The 25,201-nt window shown below is 47.5% G+C and carries 25 protein-coding genes and 2 tRNA genes; 4 read left to right on the top strand and 23 right to left on the bottom strand.

Annotation, left to right across the window (positions count from 1 at the left end; all coding sequences use genetic code 11):
* Positions 1-261: 261 nt before the first annotated feature.
* From MUB35_RS29425 to tsaE, 9 genes are all read right to left on the bottom strand, one after another.
* A tRNA-Ser gene (locus tag MUB35_RS29425) sits at positions 262-350 on the bottom strand.
* Positions 351-448: 98 nt separating this feature from the next.
* Positions 449-534: transfer RNA gene (locus MUB35_RS29420), tRNA-Ser, on the bottom strand.
* A 55-nt stretch (positions 535-589) separates the two neighbouring features.
* Positions 590-1,291: a 2-C-methyl-D-erythritol 4-phosphate cytidylyltransferase gene (gene ispD, locus MUB35_RS29415; protein ID WP_244807322.1), complete on the bottom strand. Its 702-nt coding sequence runs from the start codon at positions 1,289-1,291 to the stop codon at positions 590-592.
* Positions 1,291-2,322, bottom strand: coding sequence for a tRNA (adenosine(37)-N6)-threonylcarbamoyltransferase complex transferase subunit TsaD (tsaD, locus tag MUB35_RS29410; RefSeq protein ID WP_244807321.1), 1,032 nt, complete (start codon positions 2,320-2,322; stop codon positions 1,291-1,293). Before tsaD ends, ispD begins: the two co-directional genes overlap by 1 nt.
* Before the next feature lie 48 nt (positions 2,323-2,370).
* On the bottom strand, positions 2,371-3,285 hold the full coding sequence (locus MUB35_RS29405) for a ribonuclease Z (RefSeq protein WP_033140713.1): 915 nt from the start codon (positions 3,283-3,285) through the stop codon (positions 2,371-2,373).
* 69 nt (positions 3,286-3,354) lie between these two features.
* The gene (locus MUB35_RS29400) at positions 3,355-3,603 is read right to left on the bottom strand and encodes a hypothetical protein (protein WP_033140714.1); all 249 of its coding nucleotides are present in this window, start codon (positions 3,601-3,603) and stop codon (positions 3,355-3,357) included.
* Positions 3,604-3,738: 135 nt separating this feature from the next.
* Positions 3,739-4,173 (bottom strand): ribosomal protein S18-alanine N-acetyltransferase, encoded by a 435-nt coding sequence (rimI, locus tag MUB35_RS29395; protein ID WP_033140715.1) that lies wholly within the window; start codon positions 4,171-4,173, stop codon positions 3,739-3,741.
* Positions 4,160-4,888, bottom strand: a complete 729-nt coding sequence (gene tsaB / locus MUB35_RS29390) for a tRNA (adenosine(37)-N6)-threonylcarbamoyltransferase complex dimerization subunit type 1 TsaB (RefSeq protein WP_244807320.1) — start codon at positions 4,886-4,888, stop codon at positions 4,160-4,162. Before tsaB ends, rimI begins: the two co-directional genes overlap by 14 nt.
* A gap of 15 nt (positions 4,889-4,903) precedes the next feature.
* Entirely contained in the window at positions 4,904-5,338 is a 435-nt protein-coding gene (tsaE, locus tag MUB35_RS29385) for a tRNA (adenosine(37)-N6)-threonylcarbamoyltransferase complex ATPase subunit type 1 TsaE (protein WP_033140717.1), read from the bottom strand.
* 469 nt (positions 5,339-5,807) lie between these two features.
* Between tsaE and MUB35_RS29380 the strand changes: the two genes are divergently transcribed.
* Positions 5,808-6,326: a peptidylprolyl isomerase gene (locus tag MUB35_RS29380; protein ID WP_033140719.1), complete on the top strand. Its 519-nt coding sequence runs from the start codon at positions 5,808-5,810 to the stop codon at positions 6,324-6,326.
* Between the two features lie 59 nt (positions 6,327-6,385).
* Here the strand turns inward: MUB35_RS29380 and MUB35_RS29375 are convergent, their stop codons facing one another.
* On the bottom strand, positions 6,386-7,042 hold the full coding sequence (locus MUB35_RS29375) for a YigZ family protein (protein ID WP_033140720.1): 657 nt from the start codon (positions 7,040-7,042) through the stop codon (positions 6,386-6,388).
* A 301-nt stretch (positions 7,043-7,343) separates the two neighbouring features.
* Between MUB35_RS29375 and MUB35_RS29370 the strand changes: the two genes are divergently transcribed.
* Complete coding sequence (locus MUB35_RS29370; protein WP_244807319.1) at positions 7,344-9,959, top strand: PBP1A family penicillin-binding protein; 2,616 nt, start codon at positions 7,344-7,346, stop codon at positions 9,957-9,959.
* Positions 9,960-10,019: 60 nt separating this feature from the next.
* Here MUB35_RS29370 and MUB35_RS29365 read toward each other — a convergent pair whose 3' ends face one another.
* From MUB35_RS29365 to ftsH, 4 genes are all read right to left on the bottom strand, one after another.
* Complete coding sequence (locus MUB35_RS29365) at positions 10,020-10,961, bottom strand: ROK family glucokinase (protein WP_033140722.1); 942 nt, start codon at positions 10,959-10,961, stop codon at positions 10,020-10,022.
* Positions 10,961-11,905, bottom strand: a complete 945-nt coding sequence (gene hprK / locus MUB35_RS29360; RefSeq protein WP_033140723.1) for an HPr(Ser) kinase/phosphatase — start codon at positions 11,903-11,905, stop codon at positions 10,961-10,963. The genes MUB35_RS29365 and hprK overlap by 1 nt, the downstream gene beginning before the upstream one ends.
* A gap of 77 nt (positions 11,906-11,982) precedes the next feature.
* Positions 11,983-13,860 carry an excinuclease ABC subunit UvrC gene (gene uvrC / locus MUB35_RS29355; RefSeq protein WP_033140724.1) on the bottom strand — a complete coding sequence of 626 codons (1,878 nt, stop codon included), beginning with the start codon at positions 13,858-13,860 and terminating at the stop codon, positions 11,983-11,985.
* A 132-nt stretch (positions 13,861-13,992) separates the two neighbouring features.
* Complete coding sequence (ftsH, locus tag MUB35_RS29350) at positions 13,993-16,092, bottom strand: ATP-dependent zinc metalloprotease FtsH (RefSeq protein WP_148393535.1); 2,100 nt, start codon at positions 16,090-16,092, stop codon at positions 13,993-13,995.
* Between the two features lie 242 nt (positions 16,093-16,334).
* Between ftsH and MUB35_RS29345 the strand changes: the two genes are divergently transcribed.
* On the top strand, positions 16,335-17,810 hold the full coding sequence (locus tag MUB35_RS29345) for a DUF1846 domain-containing protein (protein WP_033140726.1): 1,476 nt from the start codon (positions 16,335-16,337) through the stop codon (positions 17,808-17,810).
* Positions 17,811-17,876: 66 nt separating this feature from the next.
* On the opposite strand, the gene galE is transcribed toward MUB35_RS29345, so the two are convergent.
* The 3 genes from galE to MUB35_RS29330 all read right to left on the bottom strand — a co-directional run bounded on the left by galE (position 17,877) and on the right by MUB35_RS29330 (position 21,025).
* Entirely contained in the window at positions 17,877-18,893 is a 1,017-nt protein-coding gene (galE, locus tag MUB35_RS29340; RefSeq protein ID WP_033140727.1) for a UDP-glucose 4-epimerase GalE, read from the bottom strand.
* A gap of 98 nt (positions 18,894-18,991) precedes the next feature.
* Complete coding sequence (locus MUB35_RS29335) at positions 18,992-20,098, bottom strand: phosphotransferase enzyme family protein (RefSeq protein ID WP_244807318.1); 1,107 nt, start codon at positions 20,096-20,098, stop codon at positions 18,992-18,994.
* Between the two features lie 3 nt (positions 20,099-20,101).
* On the bottom strand, positions 20,102-21,025 hold the full coding sequence (locus MUB35_RS29330; RefSeq protein ID WP_227211957.1) for a nucleotidyltransferase family protein: 924 nt from the start codon (positions 21,023-21,025) through the stop codon (positions 20,102-20,104).
* 431 nt (positions 21,026-21,456) lie between these two features.
* Between MUB35_RS29330 and MUB35_RS29325 the strand changes: the two genes are divergently transcribed.
* A complete protein-coding gene (locus MUB35_RS29325) occupies positions 21,457-21,639 on the top strand; it encodes a hypothetical protein (RefSeq protein WP_118593922.1) in 183 nt (60 codons plus the stop codon).
* A gap of 923 nt (positions 21,640-22,562) precedes the next feature.
* Here the strand turns inward: MUB35_RS29325 and MUB35_RS29320 are convergent.
* From MUB35_RS29320 to MUB35_RS29295, 6 genes are all read right to left on the bottom strand, one after another.
* Positions 22,563-23,579, bottom strand: a complete 1,017-nt coding sequence (locus MUB35_RS29320; RefSeq protein WP_118593923.1) for a CHAP domain-containing protein — start codon at positions 23,577-23,579, stop codon at positions 22,563-22,565.
* Positions 23,580-23,616: 37 nt separating this feature from the next.
* On the bottom strand, positions 23,617-24,075 hold the full coding sequence (locus MUB35_RS29315; RefSeq protein WP_118593924.1) for a DUF2829 domain-containing protein: 459 nt from the start codon (positions 24,073-24,075) through the stop codon (positions 23,617-23,619).
* A 46-nt stretch (positions 24,076-24,121) separates the two neighbouring features.
* Entirely contained in the window at positions 24,122-24,535 is a 414-nt protein-coding gene (locus tag MUB35_RS29310) for a phage holin family protein (RefSeq protein WP_331477693.1), read from the bottom strand.
* 5 nt (positions 24,536-24,540) lie between these two features.
* The gene (locus tag MUB35_RS29305) at positions 24,541-24,771 is read right to left on the bottom strand and encodes a hypothetical protein (protein WP_244807317.1); all 231 of its coding nucleotides are present in this window, start codon (positions 24,769-24,771) and stop codon (positions 24,541-24,543) included.
* Positions 24,768-24,956 carry a CD1375 family protein gene (locus MUB35_RS29300; protein WP_244807316.1) on the bottom strand — a complete coding sequence of 63 codons (189 nt, stop codon included), beginning with the start codon at positions 24,954-24,956 and terminating at the stop codon, positions 24,768-24,770. The genes MUB35_RS29305 and MUB35_RS29300 overlap by 4 nt, the downstream gene beginning before the upstream one ends.
* Positions 24,949-25,201: hypothetical protein (locus tag MUB35_RS29295; RefSeq protein WP_244807315.1), on the bottom strand; the 253-nt coding region annotated here is incomplete at its 5' end. The genes MUB35_RS29295 and MUB35_RS29300, both read right to left, overlap by 8 nt.

Here is a 25,201-nt window from a genome sequence, read left to right as displayed (position 1 = left end):
GTTCGTTAGAACCGTTCTTAAAATTGAATGTAAAAGAATTTTCGATTCATGTGTTTCACTGTTCAGTTATCAAGGTTCCTGTCAGTTTTTGACAGCTTTGATATTTTATCATATCGTTTTGAGCTTGTCAAGAACTTTTTTTATTTTTTATAGAAGTTTTTTCTTCTGTCGGATGTTGCCGTTTTCGCGACAGCTATAATAGATTATCACATCTTCTGTCGTTTGTCAACAACTTTTTTCTCTTATTTTTCTAAGAGAAAACGGAGAAGGAGGGATTTGAACCCTCGCGCCGCTATTAACGACCTACTCCCTTTCCAGGGGAGCCCCTTCAGCCGCTTGGGTACTTCTCCAGGCTGAATCAATCAAATATTCATTTATATATCCAAAAGCATCATAACCAATCTTGAACTCACCCCTCTGGTTCGTTCTCGATATTTGCTTTCGGGAACGGAGAGAGTGGGATTCGAACCCACGCGCCCTTGCGGACAAACGGTTTTCAAGACCGCCTCGTTATGACCACTTCGATATCTCTCCATATCTATCACTCGGTCAGCGACAAGTGGTATCTTATCACTTATGTCGGAAGTTGTCAATAGATTTTTTGAATTTTTTCCAAAATTTTCTTTGCGACAAGAATATCCTCCGGCGTGGTGATTTTTATGTTCTCATAGGAACCCTCTACCAGCTTGATTTTCATGTTTCCAAAGCGCTCCATTACCATGGCATCATCCGTAATATCCGCCATATTCTGCTGCCGCGCCCTCTCATAAGCTTCCCGAATTGCAGTGTATGAAAAAATCTGCGGCGTCTGAATGTTCCACACCAGGCTTCTGCTGGGTGTAGACGCCACCATTCCGTTCTCATCTGCGATTTTGATGGTATCTTTTGAAGGCATACCGATGACACAGGCACCACTGGCAAGAACTGCTTCTTTCCCCCTTCTGATCATATCTTCTGTCAAAAAGGGTCTAGCCCCATCGTGTATAAATACATAATCGCTGTCCTCACAGGCGCACAGTCCCGCGTAGACAGAATCATAGCGTTCTCTGCCGCCGGCGATCACTGCCTTCACTTTAGAAAAACCATATGCTTCTATAATTTCCTGTTTACAGAAATTTATACTGTCATTTCCTGTAACAACAATAATTTCTTCAATTTCCCTGCTGTTCTGGAAACAGGACAGGCTGTAATACAGGACCGGTTTCCCCTTAATTAGAAGAAACTGCTTCTGTACTTTACTGTTCATTCTCTTTCCCTGGCCTGCTGCCAGCACAATTGCGGTGGATTTCATCAGCGCTCTCCTAACCTCAGATTCGGAATCGCATTCAAGTCAAGACCGTGTCTGGTTCCTTTTTGATATTCATAATAAGCTGCCACTCCTATCATTGCGGCATTGTCTGTGCAGAAAATAGGAGACGGATGATAAAAATCAATGTTATGTTTTCTGCAGGCTTCCTCCATGGCTGTGCGAAGGCCGCTGTTTGAAGCCACCCCTCCTGCGATTGCCAGTTTGTCTATCTTATAGTCTTTTGCTGCTGCGATAGCATGTTCCACAAGCACTTCCACAACACAACGCTGAAAAGAGGCCGCAACATCTGCCGCCACAATCTCTTCGCCCTGCATTCTGCATTTATTCAAATGATTCAGCACTGCTGATTTGACACCACTGAAACTAAAATCATATGGCGCCTCGTCCACTTTCGCCTTAGGAAAATCAAAGGCATAGGCATTTCCCTCTTTGGAAAGCCTGTCTATCTTCGGTCCGCCCGGATAACCAAGCCCAATGGCTCTTGCCACTTTATCAAATGCCTCACCTGCGGCGTCATCTCTTGTCCTGCCCAGGATTTCAAACTCCCCGTAATCTTTCACGATCACAAGATGGGTATGTCCTCCGGAAACCACCAGGCACAAAAACGGCGGTTCCAGATCCGGATGTTCAATATAATTCGCTGAAATATGCCCCTCTATGTGGTGCACACCTACAAGCGGAATGTCTTTTGCAAAACTGATGGCTTTTGCCTCAGCCACCCCTACAAGCAGCGCGCCTACAAGACCCGGTCCGTATGTGACGCCTATGGCATCTAAATCGTCCAGGGTCACGTCCGCCTCTTTTAACGCTTCCTCAATGACCTGGTTAATTTTTTCAATGTGTTTTCTGGAGGCTATTTCAGGAACAACTCCTCCGTATAATTTGTGCAGCTCTATTTGGGACGATATGATATTGGATAATATGGTCCTGCCGTTTTTCACCACAGAGGCGGCAGTCTCGTCACAGGAGCTTTCTATTGCAAGGATCAGTACATCCTCATTTTTCTTCTCCATTTTACATTCTCCTTTTTCACAAAACTCACCGGCAATGCCCGGGATGCCTTATGATTCTTCCTCAAACTGCAGTTCCACGGACTGCCTGTCCCGGGCTGCAATCGTATTGGGAAATACTTTCGCGGCTTCGGGGAGAGCCTCCTCCGGGCGTACAAGGGATGGGCTGTAGTGTGTGAGCCACAGCTCTTTTACCTGCGCTTCTTTTGCCAGAAGTGCTGCTTCCCTGAAAGTCATATGCTTGTGAGCTTTGGCCTTCTCCTCTTTATCCTGCTCTCCGTACATGCCCTCGCAGATAAACAGATCGGAGTCTTTGGCATGTTCCGCAATGGATTTTACAGGACGGGTATCTGTGGTATAGGTCAGTTTGATTCCTTTTCTTGCAGGGCCTAAAACCATATCAGGCGTATATGTTTTACCGTCTGCTTCAACAATCTGCCCTTTCTGAAGCGGGTTCCAGCACTGCAGCGGAATCCCCTGTTCTTTTGCACGGGCAGCGTCAAATTTGCCGCCCCTCTTAATTTCAATAGAGTATCCATAGCAGGTTACATTGTGATTCACACGGAATGCCGTGATATGGTATCCACAGACTTCCATCTGTTCCTCCGGCTGTGTCAGTTCTATACATTGTATGTCAAAGGGAAGTTCAGGAGCGATCACGCGCAGAGCCTGAACAACACGTACCAGCCCTTTGGGGCCAATCAGTGTCAGCGGTTCTGTCCGCTCTGCATTTCCCATGGTCAAAAGGAGTCCCGGAAGCCCGCTGATATGGTCAGCGTGATAATGTGTAAAACAGATCACATCGATCGGCTTGAAACTCCATCCTTTCTCTTTTACTGCGACCTGTGTGCCTTCGCCGCAATCTATCATAAAATTACTGCCGTTATAGCGGGTCATAAGTGAGGTGAGTTTCCGCCTTGGGAGCGGCATCATGCCTCCTGTGCCCAACAGACAAACATCCAGCATCTGTCATTTCCTCATTTCTCTTCATTTCTTTGTTGACTGCGCTTCTATCTTAGCACACATTTTTTTCCACTACAACAATTCCTTTTCAATTTTCTCATCAACAGGTATGGCAAACCCGCGGATAATTTCATCATAGCAGTCTTCACACAGGTCAAACTGGTGGCGCTGTGTATCCTTTTTTGAGAAATATCCCCAGGCTATGTCAACAGGGAGTACCCCTTCCATGGCTATACCGTTTTCCACGTGCAGTTTTTTCCCGCAGCGGTTGCAGTATAGCTCTGTGAGCATGCCCGTTTCCTTTTTTTCGTATTTTCGCATAGTCTTTATCCTCCTGCCTTGAGCTTGTACGCCAGATCCTTTCTCTTCCTTGTCTATTCTCTGTCATTATACAGAAAATGTGTGTAAAAGCCCAGTGGGAAACAGTTGCAGATATAGAAAAAGATAGCAGTTCTGCTATCTTTTGCACATTACGACAGCGTGTTCTGTGGGCGCCTCGTAGAAATTTTTTCTCAATCCTGCTTCCTCAAACCCGCAGGAACGGTACAGGGAAATCGCTCTTTCGTTGCTCTGGCGTACTTCCAGATAGAAGGAGGAGACCCCTGCTTTCCTGCCGGCCTCCAGAAGTGCCTCTACAAGCTGTCTTCCTATATGCTGTCCCCAGCAGGAAGATTTCACGGAGACATTGGTGATCTCACCTTCATCCAGAGCTGTCCACATGCCTGCATAGCCTGTGACAACGCCGTCAAGTTCTGCCACGAAGTAAACAGCACTTACAGACTGCACTGCATCCAGAAAGCCGGATGCCTTCCACGGGCGTGAAAAATTTTCCGCCTCAATCTGTGCGGCTGCCGCTGTGTCTTCGGGGCGCATATCTCTAATGATCAGCATTTTCTTCTTTTGCAAGGCGGGCTGCGCGTTCTCTCTCAGCCTGTGATACTCTGAGGTAATCGGGCTGATGGTCAGCAGCGTCCTCCATTTTCCCTTCTTTATAGTAGATTTGGGCAAGCGCTGCCACAGCGGCTGCTCTCTGTTTGTTTATATGAGCCGGGGCAAAGGAATAGGGGACATGGCAGGTCTCCTCTATAAGCTCTCTGTATACAGGTACGCCGTCGCCCAGGAAAATGACGGATTTTCCGGTTCGGTTCAGCTCCTCTATAAGCTCTGTCATAGGGACAGCGTCCTGGGGTTTCAAAATTTTTAAGGCGTGGTTATCAAAACAATAGATGCCTGTGTAGACCTGTTTTCTCCTGGCGTCCATGATGGGGCAGATCAGAGTATCAGGGGCTGTGTCGTACAAGTTGTAGGCAAGGGCGTCTACGGTCGGGATGCCTATGAGGGGTTTGTCCAGGGCAAGGCCCAGACCTTTGGCTGTTGCGGAGCCGATTCTGAGGCCGGTGAAGGAACCGGGGCCGGCGGCTACTGCTATGGCATCAATGGAATTTAAATCCAGGGATATGGCTTTTTTTACTTCGTCCAGCATGGGAAGCAGGGTCTGGGAATGGGTTTTCTTGTAGTTCATTGTGTATTCCGCTACCAGTATATCGTCTTCCACCACGGCAACGGATGCTACCAGGCCGGAACTGTCTAGGGCTAAGATTTTCATTGTTCTTTCATCTCCTTATTCATTTAAACCTTCTATGGTTATTTTGCGGTAATCAAAACCTTTGGATGGGTCTTTTTCTATGGTGATTTTTATGACATCCGGGGGAAGAAGTTCCTCGATCAGCTCTGCCCATTCAATGAGGCAGATGCCTTCACCGAAAAAGTAATCGTCGTATCCGATCTCTTCCATCTCCTCGATGTCACCGATGCGGTAGACGTCGAAATGGTAGAAGGGGAGGCGGCCGCTTTCGTATATTTGGACAATGGTGAAGGTGGGGCTGTTGACGGGTTCTTCTATGCCAAGGCCTTTGGCTACGCCCTGGGTGAAGACGGTTTTGCCGGTGCCCAGGTCGCCGTTTAGGGTGTAGATTTGGCCGGGGGTGGCTTTTTGGGCGATGGATTGGCCCAGGTTAAATGTTTCTTTTGGGGTGGTGGTTTCTATTGTTTTCATTTGGTGGGTGGCTCCTTTTTTAGTGGGTGAGAGACGGACGGGGAAGCCGTTGGGAGGGGCCGGGCGTGTGATGGGGGGAGCGAAGCGTTGCGCTTGGGCAGAAGCTAACCTGCTCCCAGTCACTAAATTCGTCAGCAGAGGCTTCCTCATTAAGTGTCTGGGGCAGGTGGATCTTCTGCCCGCTCCACTATACATCGCTCCCCCCATCACACGCCCGGCCCCTCCCAACGGCTTCCCCTGATGTTCTCAGGCGGTAGGTTTGAATGCTGAAGGTAATGGTTTCGTGGAGCTGTAGTTATTGCGGAAATTTAATATATATCATAGATTGTCTCGCTTATCTTTCTGTAAAGATACTATAAGTTATAATATAATATAATCTTTTGCGCCACAAGTATAAAAAAGAAATTTCTTGCACCTTTTATTTTTAGAGATTATAATAGAGAAAAATGTTTAAAAGGAGATTTTTGATATGGCTAATCCTATTGTTACGATTACTATGGCAGATGGGGGCGTGATCAAGGCGGAATTGTATCCGGATGTTGCGCCGAATACTGTGAATAATTTTATTAGTTTGGTAAAGAAGGGTTTTTATGATGGACTGGTGTTTCATCGGGTGATTCGTGGATTTATGATTCAGGGTGGCTGTCCGCAGGGAAATGGAATGGGTGGTCCAGGATATTCTATTAAGGGAGAGTTCAGCGGAAATGGAGTTGAAAACAATCTGAAGCATGACGCCGGCGTTTTGTCTATGGCGCGCGCTATGGATCCAAATTCTGCCGGAAGCCAGTTCTTTATTATGCATGAGAATGCTCCGCATCTGGACGGGCAGTATGCTGCTTTCGGTAAGGTGACGGAAGGAATGGATGTGGTGAACGCTATCGCTGAAGTCCGGACAGATTACAGTGATCGTCCCATGGAGCCGCAGACGATTCAGAGTATGACTGTGGAAACTTTTGGCGAGGAGTACGCTGAGCCTGAGAAATTTTAAGAAGTAAAAGAAGTACCCTGTCTGCGCCGGATTCATTCCGGACTGCAGACAGGGTATTTTTAATCTTCAAAGGTGAGGTATTCGCCGTCCAGAGAGGCATAATAGAGTTCTTTTAGATCTGTGATGGAGGCACGGGCGCTGGTGGCTTCTGTCACGGCTTTTTTTACTGCATTCTCTTCGGACTTGGGGACCAGGACCTGGAGCTTTACATCCTCGGTGTACCGGGAATCCGTGATGGGGATGCCGCGCTGGCCGAAAAGGTATTGAAGTTTGCCGACACCGTTGTAGTCTGTGCCGATTTCCAGGAGAATGCCGTGGTGTTTTGTGATGATGCGGCTGCAGGCCAAACCTTCCTGGACGGCTTTTGAATAGGCTCGGACAAGGCCGCCGGTTCCCAACAGTGTGCCGCCGAAATACCGGGTGACGACTACGGCTGTATTGTAGAGATCCTCGCCTAAAAGGACGTCCAGCATGGGTTTGCCGGCTGTACCTGAAGGCTCTCCGTCATCGCTGCAGCGCATGGTTTCTTTGCGCTCGCCTATGACATAGGCATAGCAGTTGTGGGTGGCATTCCAGTATTTTTTGCGCATTTCTTCTATGAAGCTTAAGGCTTCCTCCTCGGTTTTTACCAGTCTTACGGTGGCGATGAAACGTGATTTTTTCTCAATAATTTCTCCCTCGCCGCCCTCGTAAATCGTGTTGTATTGTTCCAGCATGGGGGTCCTCCTTTTCCTGCATGGGGCAGAATTTTGTCTGGGATTATCATATCACAAATCGTAACATGCGGGTAGTGGCTGATAAAAATGTATTTTCAAAGTTATAACATTTCTCTTAAATTCCATTAAATTTATAAGTTCTACTTTATTTCGCTATGCCATTTTGCTATAATAGGAACGTATACTGCTTATATTGCCCTCTTATCTTTACCGGAAAACGGAATGGACAGGCCATGGTTCGGCTGTATTTTGTATAGATGGTATGGGTATGGTATATAATCAGGAAAAGGAGGCAAACTACATGAATTTTGGAAAACGTGCGACTGACAAGAAGCGCAACTCGCTTTCCTCCCGCTCCACTATGATGGGGAAGAAAGCACACGTTTCTTTTATACGCATCATTTTCATTTCCCTGATTGCCATTATGGTAATCGGCGGCTGCGTAGGTTTTGGTGCCTTCAAGGGACTGCTGGATAATGCGCCGGATATTGAGGACGTTAATATTATGCCAATCGGTTCAGCAACCTTTGTCTATGATTCTGACGGCAATCAGCTTCAGAAACTGACAGCACCTAATTCCAACCGTATGCCGGTCACTATTGATAAAATTCCTCTGGACCTGCAGCATGCAGTAGTCGCCATTGAGGACGAACGTTTTTATGAACACAATGGTATTGATTTGCGCGGTATTGTCCGTGCGGGGGTAAAGGGTATCACCAGTGGTTTTCATTTCTCAGAGGGTGCCAGTACCATTACACAGCAGCTTCTGAAAAACAATGTATTCAAAGACTGGACCAATGAGTCTGTGGTAGAGCGTTTCAAACGTAAATTCCAGGAACAGTACCTGGCTATCCAGCTTGAAAAACAGCTGAAGGATAAGGACAAGATTCTGGAAAGCTATCTAAATACGATCAACCTGGGCAATGGCAATTATGGTGTACAGGCCGCCGCACACGGCTATTTCAATAAGGACGTCAGTGAACTGACGCTCTCAGAATCCACAGTGATTGCTGGTATCAGCCAGAACCCCACGCGTTTCAACCCGGCAGTGAACCCGGAGGAAAATGCAAAAAGGCGTAAAGATGTCCTGGAACATATGCTGGACCAGGGTTATATCACCAAGGAACAATATGATGAATGTCTGGCAGACAATGTCTATGACCGGATCCAGGCAGTGGAATCCGAATCCTCTGAGGAGGACGATACTTATTCCTACTTCATTGACGAGCTGACAAGACAGGTGATTGACGATCTGATGACACAGAAGGGTTATTCCGAACAGCAGGCCTACAATGCCCTGTACAGCGGCGGTCTGCGTATCTATACAACACAGGACCCGCAGGTTCAGCAGATTTGCGATGAGGAATACGGCAATCCGGAAAACTTCCCTGCAGGTACGCAGGTGGGGCTTGATTACGCACTGACTATCGCGCATCCGGATGGAACAGAAGAAAATTTCAGTAAGGAAATGATGACCTCTTATTTCAAGGAGCAGGACCCGAACTTTTCTCTTCTCTTTGACAGCCAGGAACAGGCAGAATCCTATATAGAAACCTTTAAAGCAGCCAAGACCGAAGATGGAAGCACCGTCATTGCGGAGCAGAAGTATTTTACGCCTCAGCCTCAGTCTTCCATGTGCATTATGGATCAGCACACAGGATATGTGAAAGCCATCGTGGGAGGACGCGGTGAAAAGGCCACCAGTTTATCGCTGAACAGAGCAACCAGAACGGTAAGGCAGCCCGGTTCTACTTTTAAGATTGTTTCCACTTATGCACCGGCGCTGAACGAATGCGGCAAGACACTGGCAACCGTCTATGACGATGAATATTATGAATATGTAAACGGCAAACCGGTAAACAACTGGCTGACAGGCAGCTTTGGCGGCCCTACCACCATCCGGGAAGCCATCGTTAATTCTGTCAACGTTGTGGCAGTAAAATGTATCACAGATGTAACCCCTCAGCTTGCTTATGAATATCTGCTGAAATTCGGCTTTTCCACCATTGTGGACACCATGACTGTGGATGGAAAGGTGTACTCTGATATCGGACAGCCTACCGCTCTGGGCGGTATCACAAGGGGTGTCAGCAATCTGGAACTGACCGCTGCCTATGCGGCGATCGCCAATAACGGAACTTATATCAAGCCTATGTTCTACACCAAGATTCTGGATGAGGACGGCAATGTCTTCCTTGACAACACACCGGAGAAGACAAAAGTCATCAAACCCAGCACCGCCTATCTGCTCACAAGCGCTATGGAGGATGTTGTGGACCACGGTACCGGTACCAGGCTTCAGCTTAACAACATGCATGTTGCCGGTAAGACAGGTACCACAGAGGGTTATAATGACCTTTGGTTTGCAGGCTATACACCATATTACACCTGCACAGTCTGGTCAGGATATGATGACAACACGAAACTGCCTTCCGGCGATTACAGAACCTATCATCAGGATTTATGGCGCAAGGTCATGCAGAGGCTTCACGAGGACAAGACAGATACAGACTTCAAGATGCCGGCAACCGTAGAAAAAACTACCGTCTGCAGTGAGACAGGACTTCTTCCTAATTATGCCTGCCCTACTATCACGGAGTATTTTGAAACAGATGAAATTCCGAAGAAGCGGTGTAATGTACACTCCAATAAAGTATACACGCCGCCTGCAGAGGAAAGCAATGAGCCTTCCGATACACCGACGGATACGCCAACAGACAACAACGGCAATCCGCCGACGGATAACAACGGCGGCACACCAACGGATAATCCCGATGACACACCGACAGATAACCCCGGAGGCGACACACCTACGGACAATCCTGATACGCCCGATACTCCGGATACACCGGATAACCCGGACACACCGGCTCCCCCTGAGGGAGGCGGCGAGGACCCCGGCGGCGAGACAGAATAACGCATAAAAAAAAGCATTTCCAACCTAATCCGATTGGAAATGCTTTTTTATTCCCTTTTATTATTTGCTGAGGATCAATTTCGCTGCGCCATAGATTCCCGCATCATTGCCCAGAGTCGCAAGTTTGATCTTTGTATCCTTGCAGGCTGTAAATGCATACTGTCTGAAATACTTTTCAACACAGTCGATCAGGACCTGTCCGGCCTTGGAAACCCCGCCGCCGATCACGATCACATCCGGGTCAGCCACACAGGAGAAGATAGCCAGTGCATTGCCCAGATAGCGTGCAAACTGATCTACCACTTTCGCTGCCAGCGCGTCTCCGTCCTTATAGGCATCGAACACATCCTTTGCTGTCACATTCTCCATACTGCGCAGTACGGATTCTTCCTGGCCGGAGGCCATGGCACGTCTCGCCAGTCTTGCGATTCCGGTTGCTGAAGCATACTGTTCCAGACACCCTTTGTTACCGCAGTTGCAAGCCTCCTCTTCCTCCATCTCCACAGATGCGTGTCCAATCTCGCCGCCGGCCCCGTGTGCGCCTGTGACCATTTTTTCATTGACAATGATACCGCCGCCTACACCGGTTCCCAGAGTGACCAAGATCAGGTTTTTAGAGCCCTGACCGCCGCCCTTCCACATCTCGCCCAGTGCTGCCACATTGGCGTCATTTCCGGCTTTTACCACAAGACCTGTCAGTTCTGCCAGTTCCTTTTCAATGTTTTTTCTGCCCCAGTGAAGATTTACCGCACAGGCGATCTCTCCGTTCTCATCTACCGGTCCGGGGATTCCGATTCCCACGCCGGCTACATCCTCTTTCACGATCTTCTTCTCTTCCATCTTAGCCAGAATGGTTTTTGCTATGTCAGGAAGGATCTCTTTCCCCTCGTTCTCCACGCGGGTCTTGATCTCCCACTTCTCTTCCACTGTGCCGTCTGTCTGAAACAGTGCACATTTTACGCTTGTTCCTCCCAGATCTATTCCAAAACACCATGCAGTCATCAGTCTTCGTCCTCCTCGTTTCTCTTCTTTGCCATATTCTCCTGTACACGGCGGTACAGCTCCTGTGCCGCATTATAGCCCATCTTTTTCTGTCTGTGATTAACAGCCGCGGATTCCACTATGACAGCAAGGTTTCTGCCCGGACGGATAGGGAGAGAATGGCATACGATCCTGTTGCCAAGAAATTCTGTATATTCCTCCTCCATACCCAGACGGTCATATTCTCTGTCCTTGTTCCACTCCTCCAGCTTGATGACAAGGTCAATAGACTGGGTGTTCTTCACGCTTTCCACACCGAACAGGGTCTTCACATCAATGATTCCGATGCCGCGCAGTTCGATAAAATGGCGGGTGATATCCGGCGCTGAACCTACCAGCGTCACATCACTGACACGACGGATCTCCACCACGTCATCACTGACAAGGCGATGTCCCCGCTTGATAAGCTCCAGAGCTGCCTCACTTTTTCCAATACCGCTCTCACCCATGATCAGCACACCTTCACCGTATACATCCACCAAAACACCGTGGATGGAAATACACGGCGCAAGCTGTACATTCAGCCAGCGGATGATCTCAGCCATAAATGTGGAAGTTGTCTGCTCTGTCACCAGAATGGGCACCTCGTATTTCATAGCCAGATCCAGCATATCTTCATCGGGCTCCGTCATGGTACTGAATATCACACAGGGAATCTGGCTGGAGACAAAACGCTCAAAAGCCTCTATTTTCTTCTCACGTCCAAGATGAAGCAGGTATGTGTATTCTACATATCCGATTATCTGTACCCGCTCATTCTCAAAATGCTCCAGATACCCTGTCAGCTGCAGTGCTGGACGGTTAATATCCGGTGTGGTGATTCTTTTTTTGGAAATATCAATATCCGGTGTCTTATTATACAGTCTTAGTTCCTGTATCAGCTTTTTCAGTTCTACACCTTTCATATGGCACGCTCTCCTTTTCATATTCTTCCTATTTAGTTTATCATAAGGCATTTGGAAGTTCAACAAGCCTGTCCAAACTATTCCTTTTTTTCTTGTTCCTCATGAAAAAAACGGTAAACAGCTTCCGCTGCCCGCTCATTCATGGAAGGAACTGCCTTTAACTCCTCAAGGGATGCCTCCCTCATCTTATCCGGCCCCTGGAACTGCTTCATAAGCGCCTTTCTTCTGGTCGGCCCAATACCGGGGATATCGTCCAGAATGGAATGTACCTGCCCTTTGCTTCTTAAGGATCGGTGGAATTCAATGGCAAAACGGTGGGCTTCATCCTGAATCCTGGTGATCAGTTTAAAACCTTCGCTGTCCCTGTCTATGGGAATCTCCTCATTGTTGAAATACAGACCTCTGGTCCTGTGCTTATCATCCTTTACCATACCGCAGACCGGAATCTGCAGGTTCAGTTTGTCCAGCACTTCCAGGGCAATATTGACCTGCCCCCTGCCGCCGTCCATCATGATCAGGTCCGGGAAACGTGTAAAACTGCCGAACTCCTCATCCAGATTTTCCTTTCTCCTGGCTTCCTGCTCATCCAGGCCGTGCACAAAACGCCGAGTCAGGACTTCTTCCATACTGGCATAGTCATTTGGTCCCTGCACAGATTTGATACGGAATTTTCGGTAATCGCTGCGTTTTGGCTTACCCTTCTCATAGACGATCATGGAACCTACAGACTGGAATCCGCTGATATTGGAAATATCATAGGCCTCTATCCGCTCCAATCCCGGCAGGGCCAGTTTGCCGGCAATCTCTTTCACAGCACCGATGGTTCTGCCCTCCTCACGCTTGATACGCTCCTTGTCCTGGCTGAGTACAAGCTCTGCGTTCCTCTGGGCCAGCTCCACCAGCTTTTCCTTGGTTCCTTTCTTCGGAATCCGTATGTGCACTTTCCTTCCCTTTCTCTTTTCCAGCCACTGAGTGATCACTTCGCGGTCCTCAATCTCCTCCTGGATCATGATTTCTTTTGGAATAAAGGGTGTTCCCGCATAGAACTGTTTCAGGAAGCTGGAAATGATCTGGGCCCGCTGGTCCTCCTTGGCAACTTTCAGGTAGAAATGATCCCTTCCTATGAGCTTGCCGCCGCGGATAAAGAATACCTGCGCCACTGCGTCCTCCCCATCCTGGGCAACCGCCACAACGTCCTTGTCCTCCCCATGCTGGTCTGTGATCTTCTGCCTCTCCCCGATCCGCTTTACACTCTGTATCAGATCCCTGTACTGGGCAGCATCCTCAAAATTCATCTCCTGGGAGGCTGCCAGCATCTTTTCTTCCAGTTCTTTTAAGATTTCCCTGTGGTTTCCGTTGAGGAAATCCAGCAGCTTATCCACCTTTTTCCTGTATTCTTCCTTTGAAATATATCCCTGGCAGGGCGCGTCACACTGATGGATCTGGTGATAGAGACAGGGGCGCTCCTTACCGATATCCTTGGGAAGATTTCTGCTGCATGTTCTGAGGCGGTAGAGCTTTGTGGTAAGCTCCACCACATCCTTCACCGCCATAGCGCTGGAGTAGGGGCCGTAATAGCGGGATTTATCTTTTTTCACTCTGCGGACGATTTGTATCCTGGGATAATCCTCCCCCACAGTGACTTTAATAAAGGGATACGTCTTGTCATCCTTCAATAGAATGTTGTATTTTGGTGTGTGTTCTTTTATGAGGTTGCACTCCAGGACCAGAGCCTCCAGCTCGGAATCTGTGATGATATATTCAAATCTGGCGATCTGCTCCACCATCTGTTCCTTACGGATTCCCAGATTACGGCTGCCCTGAAAATACTGGCGCACCCTGTTTTTCAGGCTGATGGCCTTGCCCACATAGATGATGGTGTCGTCAGCATCGTGCATGATATAGACACCGGGCCTGGCCGGCAGCTTTTTCAGTTCTTCCTCTATGTTAAACATGTATTCCTCCTCACAGCTTCCGGTTGTAAAAATATCTGTCTGCCCGGAAATATTAAAGAAAAAGAAGTTACCGCCATGCGATAACTTCCTTTATTCTATCATATCCTCCTGTTAAAAGGAACAGGTGTACGATTATTTTTTTTCTTCCTCTTCCGCTGTGCTTCCTGACACGGTGTGGATCACCGGATTCTGCTCGGGTTCCGAAACTGCGGGAGCTGCTGTCCCGTTCTCCGCATCCATCGGCCCGTTTATCGCCGGGGCTGCCGGAGCTGCTGCATCTCCTGCTGTCCCGTTCTGCGCATCTGCCGGTACGTTTATCGCCGGGGCTGCTGAAGATCCGTCTTTTTCAGCAATACGTTTCTTCTCCTCCGGCTCCTTGATTCCCTTGATCTCCCTGAAAATCTTCATGAACTCTTTGCCTGTGATCGTCTCACGCTGGATCAGGAAATCAGCGATCTTATCAAGCGCTTCCCTGTTGGCACTGAGCAGGCGTTTCGCCTCATCGTAGGAAACCTTCAGAAGCTTCATCACTTCATGGTCAATCTCTGTTGCTGTTGCATCGCCGCAGTTTAACACCGCGCGGCCGTCCAGGTACTGGCTCTGGGTATCTGCAAGTCCCATAAGACCGAAACGGTCAGACATACCGTACTGGGTTATCATGGCACGGGCCACTTTTGTAGCCTGTTCAATATCGTTGGCGGCACCTGTAGTCACAGTGTCAAACACGATCTCCTCTGCCGCACGGCCGCCCAGATATCCGACCAGCATGGCTTCCAGCTCTTTTCTGGTATTCAGGAATTTCTCTTCCTCCGGCACATGCATGACATACCCCAGTGCACCCATGGTACGCGGTACAATGGTGATTTTCTGAACCGGTTCGGAGTCCTTCTGGAGCGCGCTCACAAGAGCATGGCCCACTTCATGGTAAGAGACGATCTTGCGCTCCTCTGCGCTTAAGATCCTATCTTTCTTCTCTTTACCTACCAGTACTACCTCCACGGCTTCCAGCAGGTCCTTCTGGGAAACTGCCTTTCTGCCGTTCTTGACAGCCAGGATAGCTGCCTCATTGATCATATTCGCCAAGTCAGATCCTACAGCTCCTGACGTTGCAAGGGCAATCGCCTCCAGATCCACGGTCTCATCCAGAGAGACGCTTTTTGCATGTACCTTGAGAATATTTACCCTGCCCTTCAGATCAGGCCTGTCTACGATAACGCGTCTGTCAAAACGTCCCGGACGCAGAAGTGCCGGGTCCAATACTTCCGGCCTGTTGGTTGCCGCAAGGATCAGAAGACCTTTTGATGTATCAAATCCATCCATCTCAGCCAGAAGCTGGTTCAATGTCTGTTCACGCTCATCATTGCCGCCGAATCTGGTATCACGTGTCTTTCCGATGGCATCGACCTCATCAATAAAGATGATACACGGGGCATTTTTCTTGGCTTCCTCAAACAGATCCCGCACACGGGAGGCACCCACACCTACGAACATTTCCACAAAGTCCGAACCGGACAGGGAGAAAAACGGAACATGGGCTTCTCCGGCCACTGCCTTGGCAAGCAGCGTCTTACCGGTTCCCGGAGGGCCTACCAGCAGGGCACCTTTGGGCAGCTTGGCACCAATGGCCGTGTATTTCCCCGGATTGTGAAGGAAATCAACCACCTCCTGGAGAGATTCCTTGGCCTCATCCTGGCCTGCCACATCCCGGAAGGTGACTCCGGTCTCTTTCTGCACATAGGCTTTGGCCTTGCTCTTGCCGACGCCGCCCATCATACCGCCGCCTTTATTCATCCGGCGGAACATAAAGCTGAACAGGGCAACCATCAAAACAACCGGTATCAAAATACTCAGCAGGCTGTATATCAGCTCTCCTGCTATGTTGGGCTGCTCCTTGTCAAAACTTTTAACACCTGCTTTTTCAAGACGTTTGGTAAGTTCACTCAAATCCTCCATCAGTGTAACCGTCTTGGTCTGCGCTGCCATGCCAGTACCATGCTTCAGGGTAACTGTCAGAGTATCGGATTTCAGAACTACACTCTCTACTTCCCCTTTGTCCAGCATTGTGATAAATTCACTGTAATCAATTTTGCTGGTATCTTTTTTGCCTATATTTGTCATCATATTCATACAGAGCAGCATGACTATGATACAAATAAGGAGCACCAAAAGGGACTGCTTATTTTGAGGACTTTTTTTATTTGGGTCCTGGTTTCTATTTTGGTTTTGATCCATCTCTTTCCTCCTATTATTATCTCTTCTATTATACGGATTGGGGCTTGATAAATCAATAAGAAGATTGTGAAAAAGCCGACACATTTATAAAACTTTTGTTAATTTCCCTGTTATTCTGTGTAATCTGAACAAAATGATATATTTTTCCCTTAGCTACTGGAATTTCCTCTATCTTTTGTAGTATACTATGGAAGGCGACATCACATACCCCAATATTTTGTAGAATAGAGGCATAGAAAAAAATGAAAATCGGATTTGATAATGACAAGTATTTGTCCATGCAGTCAGAACACATCCGCCAGCGGATCAATCAGTTTGACAACAAACTGTATCTGGAATTCGGCGGAAAGCTTTTTGACGACTACCACGCATCCAGGGTTCTGCCCGGCTTTGCCCCTGACAGTAAGCTTCGCATGCTGATGCAGCTCAGCGATCACGCAGAGATCGTTATTGTTATCAGCGCCGGTGATATTGAGAAAAATAAAGTCCGCGGGGATTTAGGCATTACTTATGATATTGATGTGCTCCGCCTGATAGACGCCTTCAGAGGCAGAGGCTTTTATGTGGGAAGCGTTGTCATCACCCAGTATTCCGGGCAGAACAGCGCCAATAAATACAAAGATAAGCTGGAAAAACTGGGCATCAAAGTTTATCTGCACTATCCCATAGAAGGATACCCCAGCAATATTCCCCTCATCGTGAGTGATGAAGGCTACGGCAAAAACCAATACATTGAAACCACCAGACCCCTTGTGGTTGTCACAGCACCCGGTCCCGGAAGCGGAAAAATGGCCACCTGTCTGTCCCAGCTCTACCACGAGCACAAAAGAGGGGTCCATGCAGGCTATGCAAAATTCGAGACCTTCCCAATCTGGAATATCCCGCTGAAGCATCCGGTAAACCTGGCATACGAAGCGGCGACAGCAGACTTGAATGACGTAAATATGATCGACCCCTTCCATCTGGACGCTTACGGTGAAACTACGGTAAACTATAACCGAGATGTGGAGATTTTCCCTGTGCTGAGTGCAATCTTCGAGCGCATCTTCGGACAGTGCCCATATCAGTCCCCAACTGATATGGGTGTCAATATGGCAGGAAACTGTATCATTGACGACGAAGCCTGCAGGGAAGCCTCCAAACAGGAGATCATCCGCCGTTACTATCAGGCCATTGACGGCCAGGCTGAAGGGACCCGCACACAGGAGGAAGTTTTCAAGCTGGAACTTCTCATGAAACAGGCTCATATTTCCACAGAAGACCGCAAGGTCACATCAGCGGCTCTTTTAAGAGCCGAAGTGACAGGATTCCCTGCCGCTGCGCTGGAGCTGGAGGACGGCCGCATTATCACAGGAAAGACCTCCGATCTGCTGGGCGCCTCCGCTGCACTGCTGCTCAATACCTTAAAGGAGCTGGCAGAGATACCTCATGAGACCCATGTTATTTCCCCGGCCTCCATTGAGCCTATCCAGAAGCTGAAAACAGCCTATCTCGGAAGCAAGAATCCTCGCCTGCACACAGATGAGGTGCTTATCGCCCTTTCAAGCTCCGCTGCAACCAGCGATGTAGCTAAGAAAGCATTGGAACAGCTTCCAAAGCTGAAAGGCTGCCAGGTACATTCCTCTGTGATGCTGTCCGCTGTGGACAGGACTATTTTCCAGAAGCTGTCTGTGCAGCTTACCTGTGAACCGGTCTACGAACACAAAAGATTATATTAAAACCAAGCATAAAAACAGCACACCATATTCTGCATGGGGTGCTGTTTTTATATAAAATCTTATTTTTTATTCCTCATAACCGTTCGGATTGTTTGACTGCCATTTCCAGGAATCCGCACACATTTCCTTGATCCCGAATTCCGCTTTCCATCCCAGTTCTTTTTCCGCTTTCTCTGCACTGGAATAGCAGGTGGCAATATCGCCTGCACGGCGGTCTTTGATCACATACGGGATTTTTACGCCGGTTGCTTCCTCAAAGTTTTTCACAATGTCGAGAACGCTGTAGCCGATGCCGGTTCCCAGATTGTAAACCTTCAGGCCTGCTTTCTCCTCAATCTTCTTCAGGGCTTTCACATGGCCCTTTGCCAGGTCTACCACATGTATGTAATCGCGCACGCCGGTTCCGTCCGGGGTGTCATAGTCATTGCCGAATACGCCCAGTTCTTTTAATTTACCCACAGCTACCTGTGTGATATATGGCATCAGGTTGTTAGGGATTCCGTTGGGGTTCTCTCCGATCATGCCGCTCTTATGGGCTCCGATGGGGTTGAAGTAACGCAGAAGCACTACATTCCATTCCGGATCAGCTTTCTGGATATCCATTAAGATCTGCTCCAGCATGGATTTTGTCCAGCCATAAGGGTTGGTGCACTGTCCTTTCGGACACTCTTCTGTGATAGGCACAAAAGCCGGGTCCCCGTATACGGTTGCGGAGGATGAGAAAATGATATTTTTTACGCCATGTTTTCTCATGACATCCACCAGAGTCAGGGTTCCTGCAATATTATTCTCATAATATTCCCAGGGTTTCTGTACAGATTCCCCTACAGCCTTCAGCCCTGCAAAATGGATACAGGAATCAATGCTCTCTTTCTCGAAAACAGCATTCAGCGCATCCCTGTCAAGAATGTCTGCCTTATAAAAGGTAACCGGTTTGCCTGTGATCTTCTCCACTCTCTGTAAAGACTTCTCACTGGAGTTACTGAGATTGTCCAGTACCACTACATCATATCCTGCAGTCTGCAGTTCCACTACCGTATGGCTTCCGATGTAACCAGCACCGCCTGTCACTAAAATTGCCATTTTACAACTCCTCCTTCTAACTATCCTGTTTTAAAACATATTTTCTGTTCATAACTACTTTAACACTTTTTCCCTGAAAAGAAAAGGAAAATTTTTCTCTACCTGTATTTATCTACAATGGCATTCATGGCTGAGAGCTTTTTCTCCATATCCGCAACCAGCTTGAACTGTGTACGGCACCGGTCCAGATTATGACCCTCCCGGTGTGTCTTGAAATAAATGTCCCCGTCCAGATAATCGGCCAGAAAGCGCATTCCGCATTCATACGTCATAACCATGGCGCCTATGGGCAGCATGTCCAGCTCCTTATCTGTCAGACTGCCTGCGCAGCCCTTCACAAATCCCTTTGTATACAGCTCAAACAATTCCATGTCACATGAGACTTTTGACAAATCCCTCTCATCCTCATCCGCAGTACTGGCGCCGAAACGGATGGAATCCCCGAAATCATTGACTGCCAGTCCCGGCATTACCGTATCCAGGTCAATGACACAGATTGCCCTGCCTGTCTTATCATCTATCATAATATTGTTGAGCTTTGTATCATTGTGGGTCACCCGAAGAGGCAGCTTCTTCTCAGCCTGCAGCTCCCCCAGCACATGGGCCAGGTTCTCCCGCTCCAGCACAAACCGGATCTCCCTCTGCACGCTGCCGGCGTAACCGCAGGTATCACGTTCCACGGCCGCCTTAAAATCCTCAAGCCTGCTTGCCGTGTTGTGGAAATTTACGATCGTCTCGTGCAGGGTCTCTGCCGGATAATCCGACAGCATTCCCTGGAAATGCCCGAAAGCAACTGCACTCTGGTAGAAATCTTCTTTGTTCTCCACCTTGTCATAACAACTTGCGCCCTCGATGAACAGATACGCTCTCCAGTAATCACCGGCACGGTCCAGATAATAAGGCCTTCCGTCCCTGGCATGGATAATGTTCAGGGTCTCCCTGTCGGCATCTCCGCCATTTGCCAGAATCTTCTTCCTGAGCCAGGATGTGACACCCACAATATTCTCCATCAGCTCCACAGGTTTGTGGAAAATACTCTTATTCATCCTCTGGAGGATATATCTCCTCCTGCCCTGCTCCGTCTCAAATACCAGACGGAAGGTATCATTTATATGTCCGCTGCCGTATGGAATCTCCTCCACCAGCTTTCCCGGAAATGCAAAGTTCTCAATTACCTCTCTGCGTATCAGTTCCTCGCCGCTCACTTGTTATTCCTCCCAAAGTTTCTCCGGATAGAGGCCGCTTTCTTTTAATGTTCTAATGGCAGCAACTACCACCGGCTTATCCTCTTTATATGTAACACCGTACCATTTATCCATGGATTTGAGGACTTCCACTGTAGCCTTGTCTTCTGCCAGCAGCTCACCCACCACTGAGGGCAGGAAATACTCACACTTCATGGGATTGCTCTGCAGGTTTTTCTCAAGGAACAGGGGGAATCTGTCTCTTAGCTCTTTCAGTATGCTGGCTGTAAAGCCCCACATATTCATGGAAACCGTGCTTCCCTTTGGAATCTCTGTCCATGTTCTGCCTTCATCCTCTGTGTAAGCCGCTCCATCCGGCCGCTTCTCAATATGGGTCCTCTCATGGATTCCCACAAGATAATGGTTTTCGTCTGTCTCGCAGACGCCTCTTGCCACGTGTCCGTTCTCCGTGAGAGTATTCTCCAGCACATAGCCAACCATGGTATAACGGTATTTGTCATTGTCCTCATGTGTGGTCAGGTAATCATAGATCATCCGAAAGGCATGGGCACCGTAGTAATCATCTGCGTTGATGACTGCAAAAGGCGCATCCACCACGTCCATACAGCTAAGTACCGCGTGTCCGGTTCCCCAGGGTTTTACCCTGCCCTCGGGCACTGAAAATCCCTCCGGAATATTCTCCAGCTCCTGGAATACATATTCCACCTGGATATGTCTGCTCAGACGGTCACCGATCGCCTCACGGAAATCCTTCTCATTGGCTCTCTTTATTATAAATACTACCTTTTTAAATCCTGCCTTCACTGCGTCATAGATGGAAAAATCCATAATGATATGCCCCTGTTCGTCAATGGGGTCAATCTGTTTCAGGCCGCCGTAACGGCTTCCCATCCCTGCTGCCATAACTACTAATACCGGTTCTTTCATCTTCATTGCTCCTCCTTACGAATGCATTTTCCGGATGCAGGTTATCTCTTTGTTCCTGCCTGTTACCCATTATACTACACATCCTTTTTTTTCACCACATGTAAAAGCAATGGAAAGATACACTTTTTCAGTATACCATATTTGTACGATTGTTCTTTACACAATTTGATATGTTATTTATCTTAATAAATTCTTAAATAAATATGCTTGAAACCATTGTATTTCCGCTATATTTGTGACTAACTTGTGACTAACCCAATAATACTGAATACATTTATATTTAACTAAACAAGAGAGATGATACAATATAGATTTAAAGCTGGCAGCCATAAACTGCCAGTTTTTTTATCGTTGACAAAGCGAACATAGATTCGTATAATTGAAGTATATCAAAGAACATTTGTTCGCATTTCAGAAAGAAGGTGGCACGAATGAAAAACAATCTTGTATTTGAAAATCACGATGCCTACTTATATAGTGCGGCATTGAAGAAGAACCCTGAGTTACCCGCACACGGCAGCGTATCCGTACAGTATGCCCTGTACCTATATTACAAGGCATATCCAGAAGAACGCCCCATAGGATATAGATACAAACGACATATGTTGGCGTAATGTCGAAAACTGTCCACAATTATCTATTGCTCTAATCCCAATTATGTTGTATCATTTATTTGCAACCAGAGGTATGAATATTCTTTTTCGTCGTGGAACGGCCGGCACTGTAATGGTGTTGGTCGTTTTGCGTATCAGCTTGCTTCCTGCTCCGCATTAAATTTCTTATCATTTATTGACCTTATCGGTATTTTATAGCAGGCTTATCTCATATTATAAATAGAACTTAATGGTTCGCTCTTCTCTTTTTTATGGCCGGCATTATAATGGTGTCGGCCGTTTTGTACTTGACATCAGAGCTTCCAAGCGTTATTATTGAAAAACTGGTAATACTTCCACCATTTCCTTCTTTATCTGAGAGGCTATACTTTAGTATAGTCTCTTTATTTATGGCCACTAAAAAGGCCCCGGCGGGAGACCCGGAGCCTTACAGCGTTTTACAGTGGCACTCTGTGCGTTGATAGTTACAGTAGTGCTCCTGTTTTATCAGTATAGCACATCTTTCCGGACTTGTCGGCCATTTTCTGCATATTGTGTAAAATAATATCTGTTTTTGGCTGTCAAAATATTGTCAATTAATTGTCAGTATATTGACAACCGCTTCAAAAACTGCTATTATGTACTTGCAGATAGAAATATGCTGTATACCCGCTCAACCGAATTAACGTTTAAGCGACATGTAATGTCGTCGGACGCGGGACCGCCATTTGGCGGTTTTTTTACTATAAGGGAAAAACATGGATTTGTTTGTTATTTAAACTTGTAAACAAATGCTTTATATGATATGATGCTTGCGTACACATTAACTGTGTAAAACACGAATCTGGGGACCGGCTGTAGCTGGCTCCCTTTTGTTTGCCCCGGCTCATCACCGGGGCTATTATTATGTCAGAAACTCGACGTCGAGTCGAATTACAACATTGCTATTTAAGTGCACCCGAACTGTCCGTATAACACATCTTGCCAGACTTGTCCACGTAGTAGACCTTGCCGCCTGTCCTTACCAGCTCATCCGCCGCCATCGCTCCTGACGGTTTTAAGTAATACGAGTTCTTTTTCCACTCAATCCAGCCCGTCACCATCCATCCTTCTTTATCGAAATAGTACCAGGCTCCGCCGGTCTGCTTCCAGTCGTTCTTTGGATACTTATACCCTGCAGTGATATACCACCACTTCCCGGCCTCGCAGATCCAGCCGTCCAGGTAATCTCCAGATACCCAGCCATCCGCATAATGGAACCAGCATGTACTGCCTACCCAGCGGCGCTTATCGCATCCAATGCGGTCGCCTTTGTTCAACTGGCCAATAATCTCGCCATTTGGCTCCTTACGGACATTTAGGTTATTACCGGTAATGGTAAGGCCATTCGCACCCATGCTGATTGGTATATCTGCCACAGTGGATGTGCCAGAAGAGGCCTGTCCAGCTACGATACTCCAATCAAGCCGTGCAAACTTAGTCCCCGGCAGATTGCTGTTGTAATACCCTTTACTGCATACACCGCCGCCATTGGCAATGATCGTACTGCCACCGCTGGTATTACCCTCTACAGTTGTAAAATAATCACCATTAACACCCGTTACAATGCCTGTATGAGTAAATACGCCGCCATGCTTAAACATCACGATATCACCAACTTGCGGATTGGCGTAGTTTGCAAACAGACTTGCAAGAGTAGGTACATATACATAAGGCCAGTGTTTTAACATTTTATTAGCTTTATCTTTACCAAACGCCTGCATCAATACCCAGGACACAAATGCGGCACACCAAGGCTGACCCTGGTAAGATGGCATAATGTCACGCCAGTATTTTGTGTAGTTATTATCCCCGGCGTTTGCGGTCTTATTGTCCAGCTTACTATTGCTACGCTTTTCCAGGTACCCAACCTCTGCTTTTGCGGTCTGAATCATCTCATTGATTGCCTCTGTTTTCGTCATGTGTTACTCCTTTCCCCGTTAGTTTCGCCGGCGCAAATCAGTCTGCAAACATCCAGTCCTCTTCCAGGGCATCTGCCTGTGACGGATGCCAGGGGATACGATATGTGCCATCAATGGTGATGTAGATGTATGGTGCTGTCATCTTGCTGTGAGCATCTGGCACCTGCAGTTCCAGATACATTCCTGGCTTGTGCCAACTCTTCTTTGTAACTTTCATGCCGCGTTTCAGATATTTTAGCGCCTCACCAAAATTAAATGTCGGTGTACCGCCAAGGATTGTTGTGTTGTTTCCATCAGCAGATATCCACTCATCTGACAGCACATTCATAAGCGTATATTCTACTCGCTGTGTTTCTCGGATATCCAACCTCTGATTATCATTTGTGTACATAATTATGCTCTGTACCTCTTCATCCCAGCACCAATACCCTCCCCAGGACGGCAACTTCATGGGGATTCCTCTTTTCATTTCTTTTAAAGCCTGCTCAAATTTCATATATTACTCCTTTCTGCCGGTTTGCGCCGGCGCAAAAAGAGAGCGATCACTCGCCCTCTGAATCCTTGTCCCTTAACTGCAGTAATACCTCTTTTAATTTATCCGGTACCGGTATAAACTCCGCTGCGTTTTCCAACAGGCTTAATGCTTCGTTGGCAATATAAAACATGATCACAACCTCCCGGAGTGGCACTGTACCGCCCATGAGTCCCTGGATTGCATAAGCAACTGCAATCACGATAAACATAACAATTTTTTTGAGCAGCCCTTTAAAGCCAATCTCAGATGACAACTGCTTGTTGTAAATAGCTTTGATACATCCAGTTATGTAGTCCAGCACCGCCAGACACACAATTGTTTTCAGCAACGCATCCCAGCCGCCTAACCAATATGCCAGGAATCCTCCGATCACACCGCCTACAATGCTGATCCAGTTAAATAATTTATCCATTCTCTTCATTTACCTCATCTCTTTCCTTGATTTTCGCAATAAAACAAGACCATTTCCGGTTCCGCTCTGATCTCGTTATGTTTGTCCGCGTCATCGGCATCGGCATATGGCCTGCAGTAGTATTCTGTCAGGTCTAACTCCTCCTCGATCTGGGACAGAGTTTTATTTCCCTGACCCCTGATAAGGAGTCTCAGGTCTGTAATGTGAGACCAGAGCCTGGTGATGATACTTAGTTTCGTCATCATTCCTTAACCAGTTCCTCCATGCCGGAGTCCGCCAGAATCTCTTTTACTTTTTCTTTCAGCAGACGTGGAACCTGCTCATAAGTTTTCTTTCCCAGCATGATCTGCTGTGCCCATAACATTGCCATCATTTCTTTACCATCCTTTCCTGTTATCATAATCATGAGATTGGTTAATAAGTTACACATAGACCGCCTCCGACATTTCCAGCAGGCACTCTGTCAGCATCTGGATTGTTTTCGCTTGGCTCTTTACCTGCTCTTCCAAGCTTTGCGGCTGATCTGGAACGTATTCCAGATAGTGTTCCGGGTTTGCTTCAACTATTTCCCGGCTTATGTTCTCAGCTTTTTCCCTAAACTGGCGGAAATCATATTCCCAGTAGGCGTCCTTGGTTGTGTGCGTCTCTCCAAACTCGTCCACCTGGGAACTTTCA

This window comes from Blautia sp. NSJ-175 (genome assembly GCF_022867815.1).
GTDB lineage: Bacteria > Bacillota > Clostridia > Lachnospirales > Lachnospiraceae > Blautia > Blautia celeris.
Note: the sequence above shows the minus strand (reverse complement) of the source record. Positions and strands in the feature narration are given on the sequence as shown.

Coding starts and splice junctions, on each gene's coding strand:
- ispD (WP_244807322.1), bottom strand. CDS start 1,291: ATGAAATCCACCGCAATTGTGCTGGCAGCAGGCCAGGGAAAGAGAATG.
- tsaD (WP_244807321.1), bottom strand. CDS start 2,322: ATGGAGAAGAAAAATGAGGATGTACTGATCCTTGCAATAGAAAGCTCC.
- MUB35_RS29405 (WP_033140713.1), bottom strand. CDS start 3,285: ATGCTGGATGTTTGTCTGTTGGGCACAGGAGGCATGATGCCGCTCCCA.
- MUB35_RS29400 (WP_033140714.1), bottom strand. CDS start 3,603: ATGCGAAAATACGAAAAAAAGGAAACGGGCATGCTCACAGAGCTATAC.
- rimI (WP_033140715.1), bottom strand. CDS start 4,173: ATGCTGATCATTAGAGATATGCGCCCCGAAGACACAGCGGCAGCCGCA.
- tsaB (WP_244807320.1), bottom strand. CDS start 4,888: ATGAAAATCTTAGCCCTAGACAGTTCCGGCCTGGTAGCATCCGTTGCC.
- tsaE (WP_033140717.1), bottom strand. CDS start 5,338: ATGAAAACAATAGAAACCACCACCCCAAAAGAAACATTTAACCTGGGC.
- MUB35_RS29380 (WP_033140719.1), top strand. CDS start 5,808: ATGGCTAATCCTATTGTTACGATTACTATGGCAGATGGGGGCGTGATC.
- MUB35_RS29375 (WP_033140720.1), bottom strand. CDS start 7,042: ATGCTGGAACAATACAACACGATTTACGAGGGCGGCGAGGGAGAAATT.
- MUB35_RS29370 (WP_244807319.1), top strand. CDS start 7,344: ATGAATTTTGGAAAACGTGCGACTGACAAGAAGCGCAACTCGCTTTCC.
- MUB35_RS29365 (WP_033140722.1), bottom strand. CDS start 10,961: ATGACTGCATGGTGTTTTGGAATAGATCTGGGAGGAACAAGCGTAAAA.
- hprK (WP_033140723.1), bottom strand. CDS start 11,905: ATGAAAGGTGTAGAACTGAAAAAGCTGATACAGGAACTAAGACTGTAT.
- uvrC (WP_033140724.1), bottom strand. CDS start 13,860: ATGTTTAACATAGAGGAAGAACTGAAAAAGCTGCCGGCCAGGCCCGGT.
- ftsH (WP_148393535.1), bottom strand. CDS start 16,092: ATGGATCAAAACCAAAATAGAAACCAGGACCCAAATAAAAAAAGTCCT.
- MUB35_RS29345 (WP_033140726.1), top strand. CDS start 16,335: ATGAAAATCGGATTTGATAATGACAAGTATTTGTCCATGCAGTCAGAA.
- galE (WP_033140727.1), bottom strand. CDS start 18,893: ATGGCAATTTTAGTGACAGGCGGTGCTGGTTACATCGGAAGCCATACG.
- MUB35_RS29330 (WP_227211957.1), bottom strand. CDS start 21,025: ATGAAAGAACCGGTATTAGTAGTTATGGCAGCAGGGATGGGAAGCCGT.
- MUB35_RS29325 (WP_118593922.1), top strand. CDS start 21,457: ATGAAAAACAATCTTGTATTTGAAAATCACGATGCCTACTTATATAGT.
- MUB35_RS29320 (WP_118593923.1), bottom strand. CDS start 23,579: ATGACGAAAACAGAGGCAATCAATGAGATGATTCAGACCGCAAAAGCA.
- MUB35_RS29315 (WP_118593924.1), bottom strand. CDS start 24,075: ATGAAATTTGAGCAGGCTTTAAAAGAAATGAAAAGAGGAATCCCCATG.
- MUB35_RS29310 (WP_331477693.1), bottom strand. CDS start 24,535: ATGAAGAGAATGGATAAATTATTTAACTGGATCAGCATTGTAGGCGGT.
- MUB35_RS29305 (WP_244807317.1), bottom strand. CDS start 24,771: ATGATGACGAAACTAAGTATCATCACCAGGCTCTGGTCTCACATTACA.
- MUB35_RS29300 (WP_244807316.1), bottom strand. CDS start 24,956: ATGTGTAACTTATTAACCAATCTCATGATTATGATAACAGGAAAGGAT.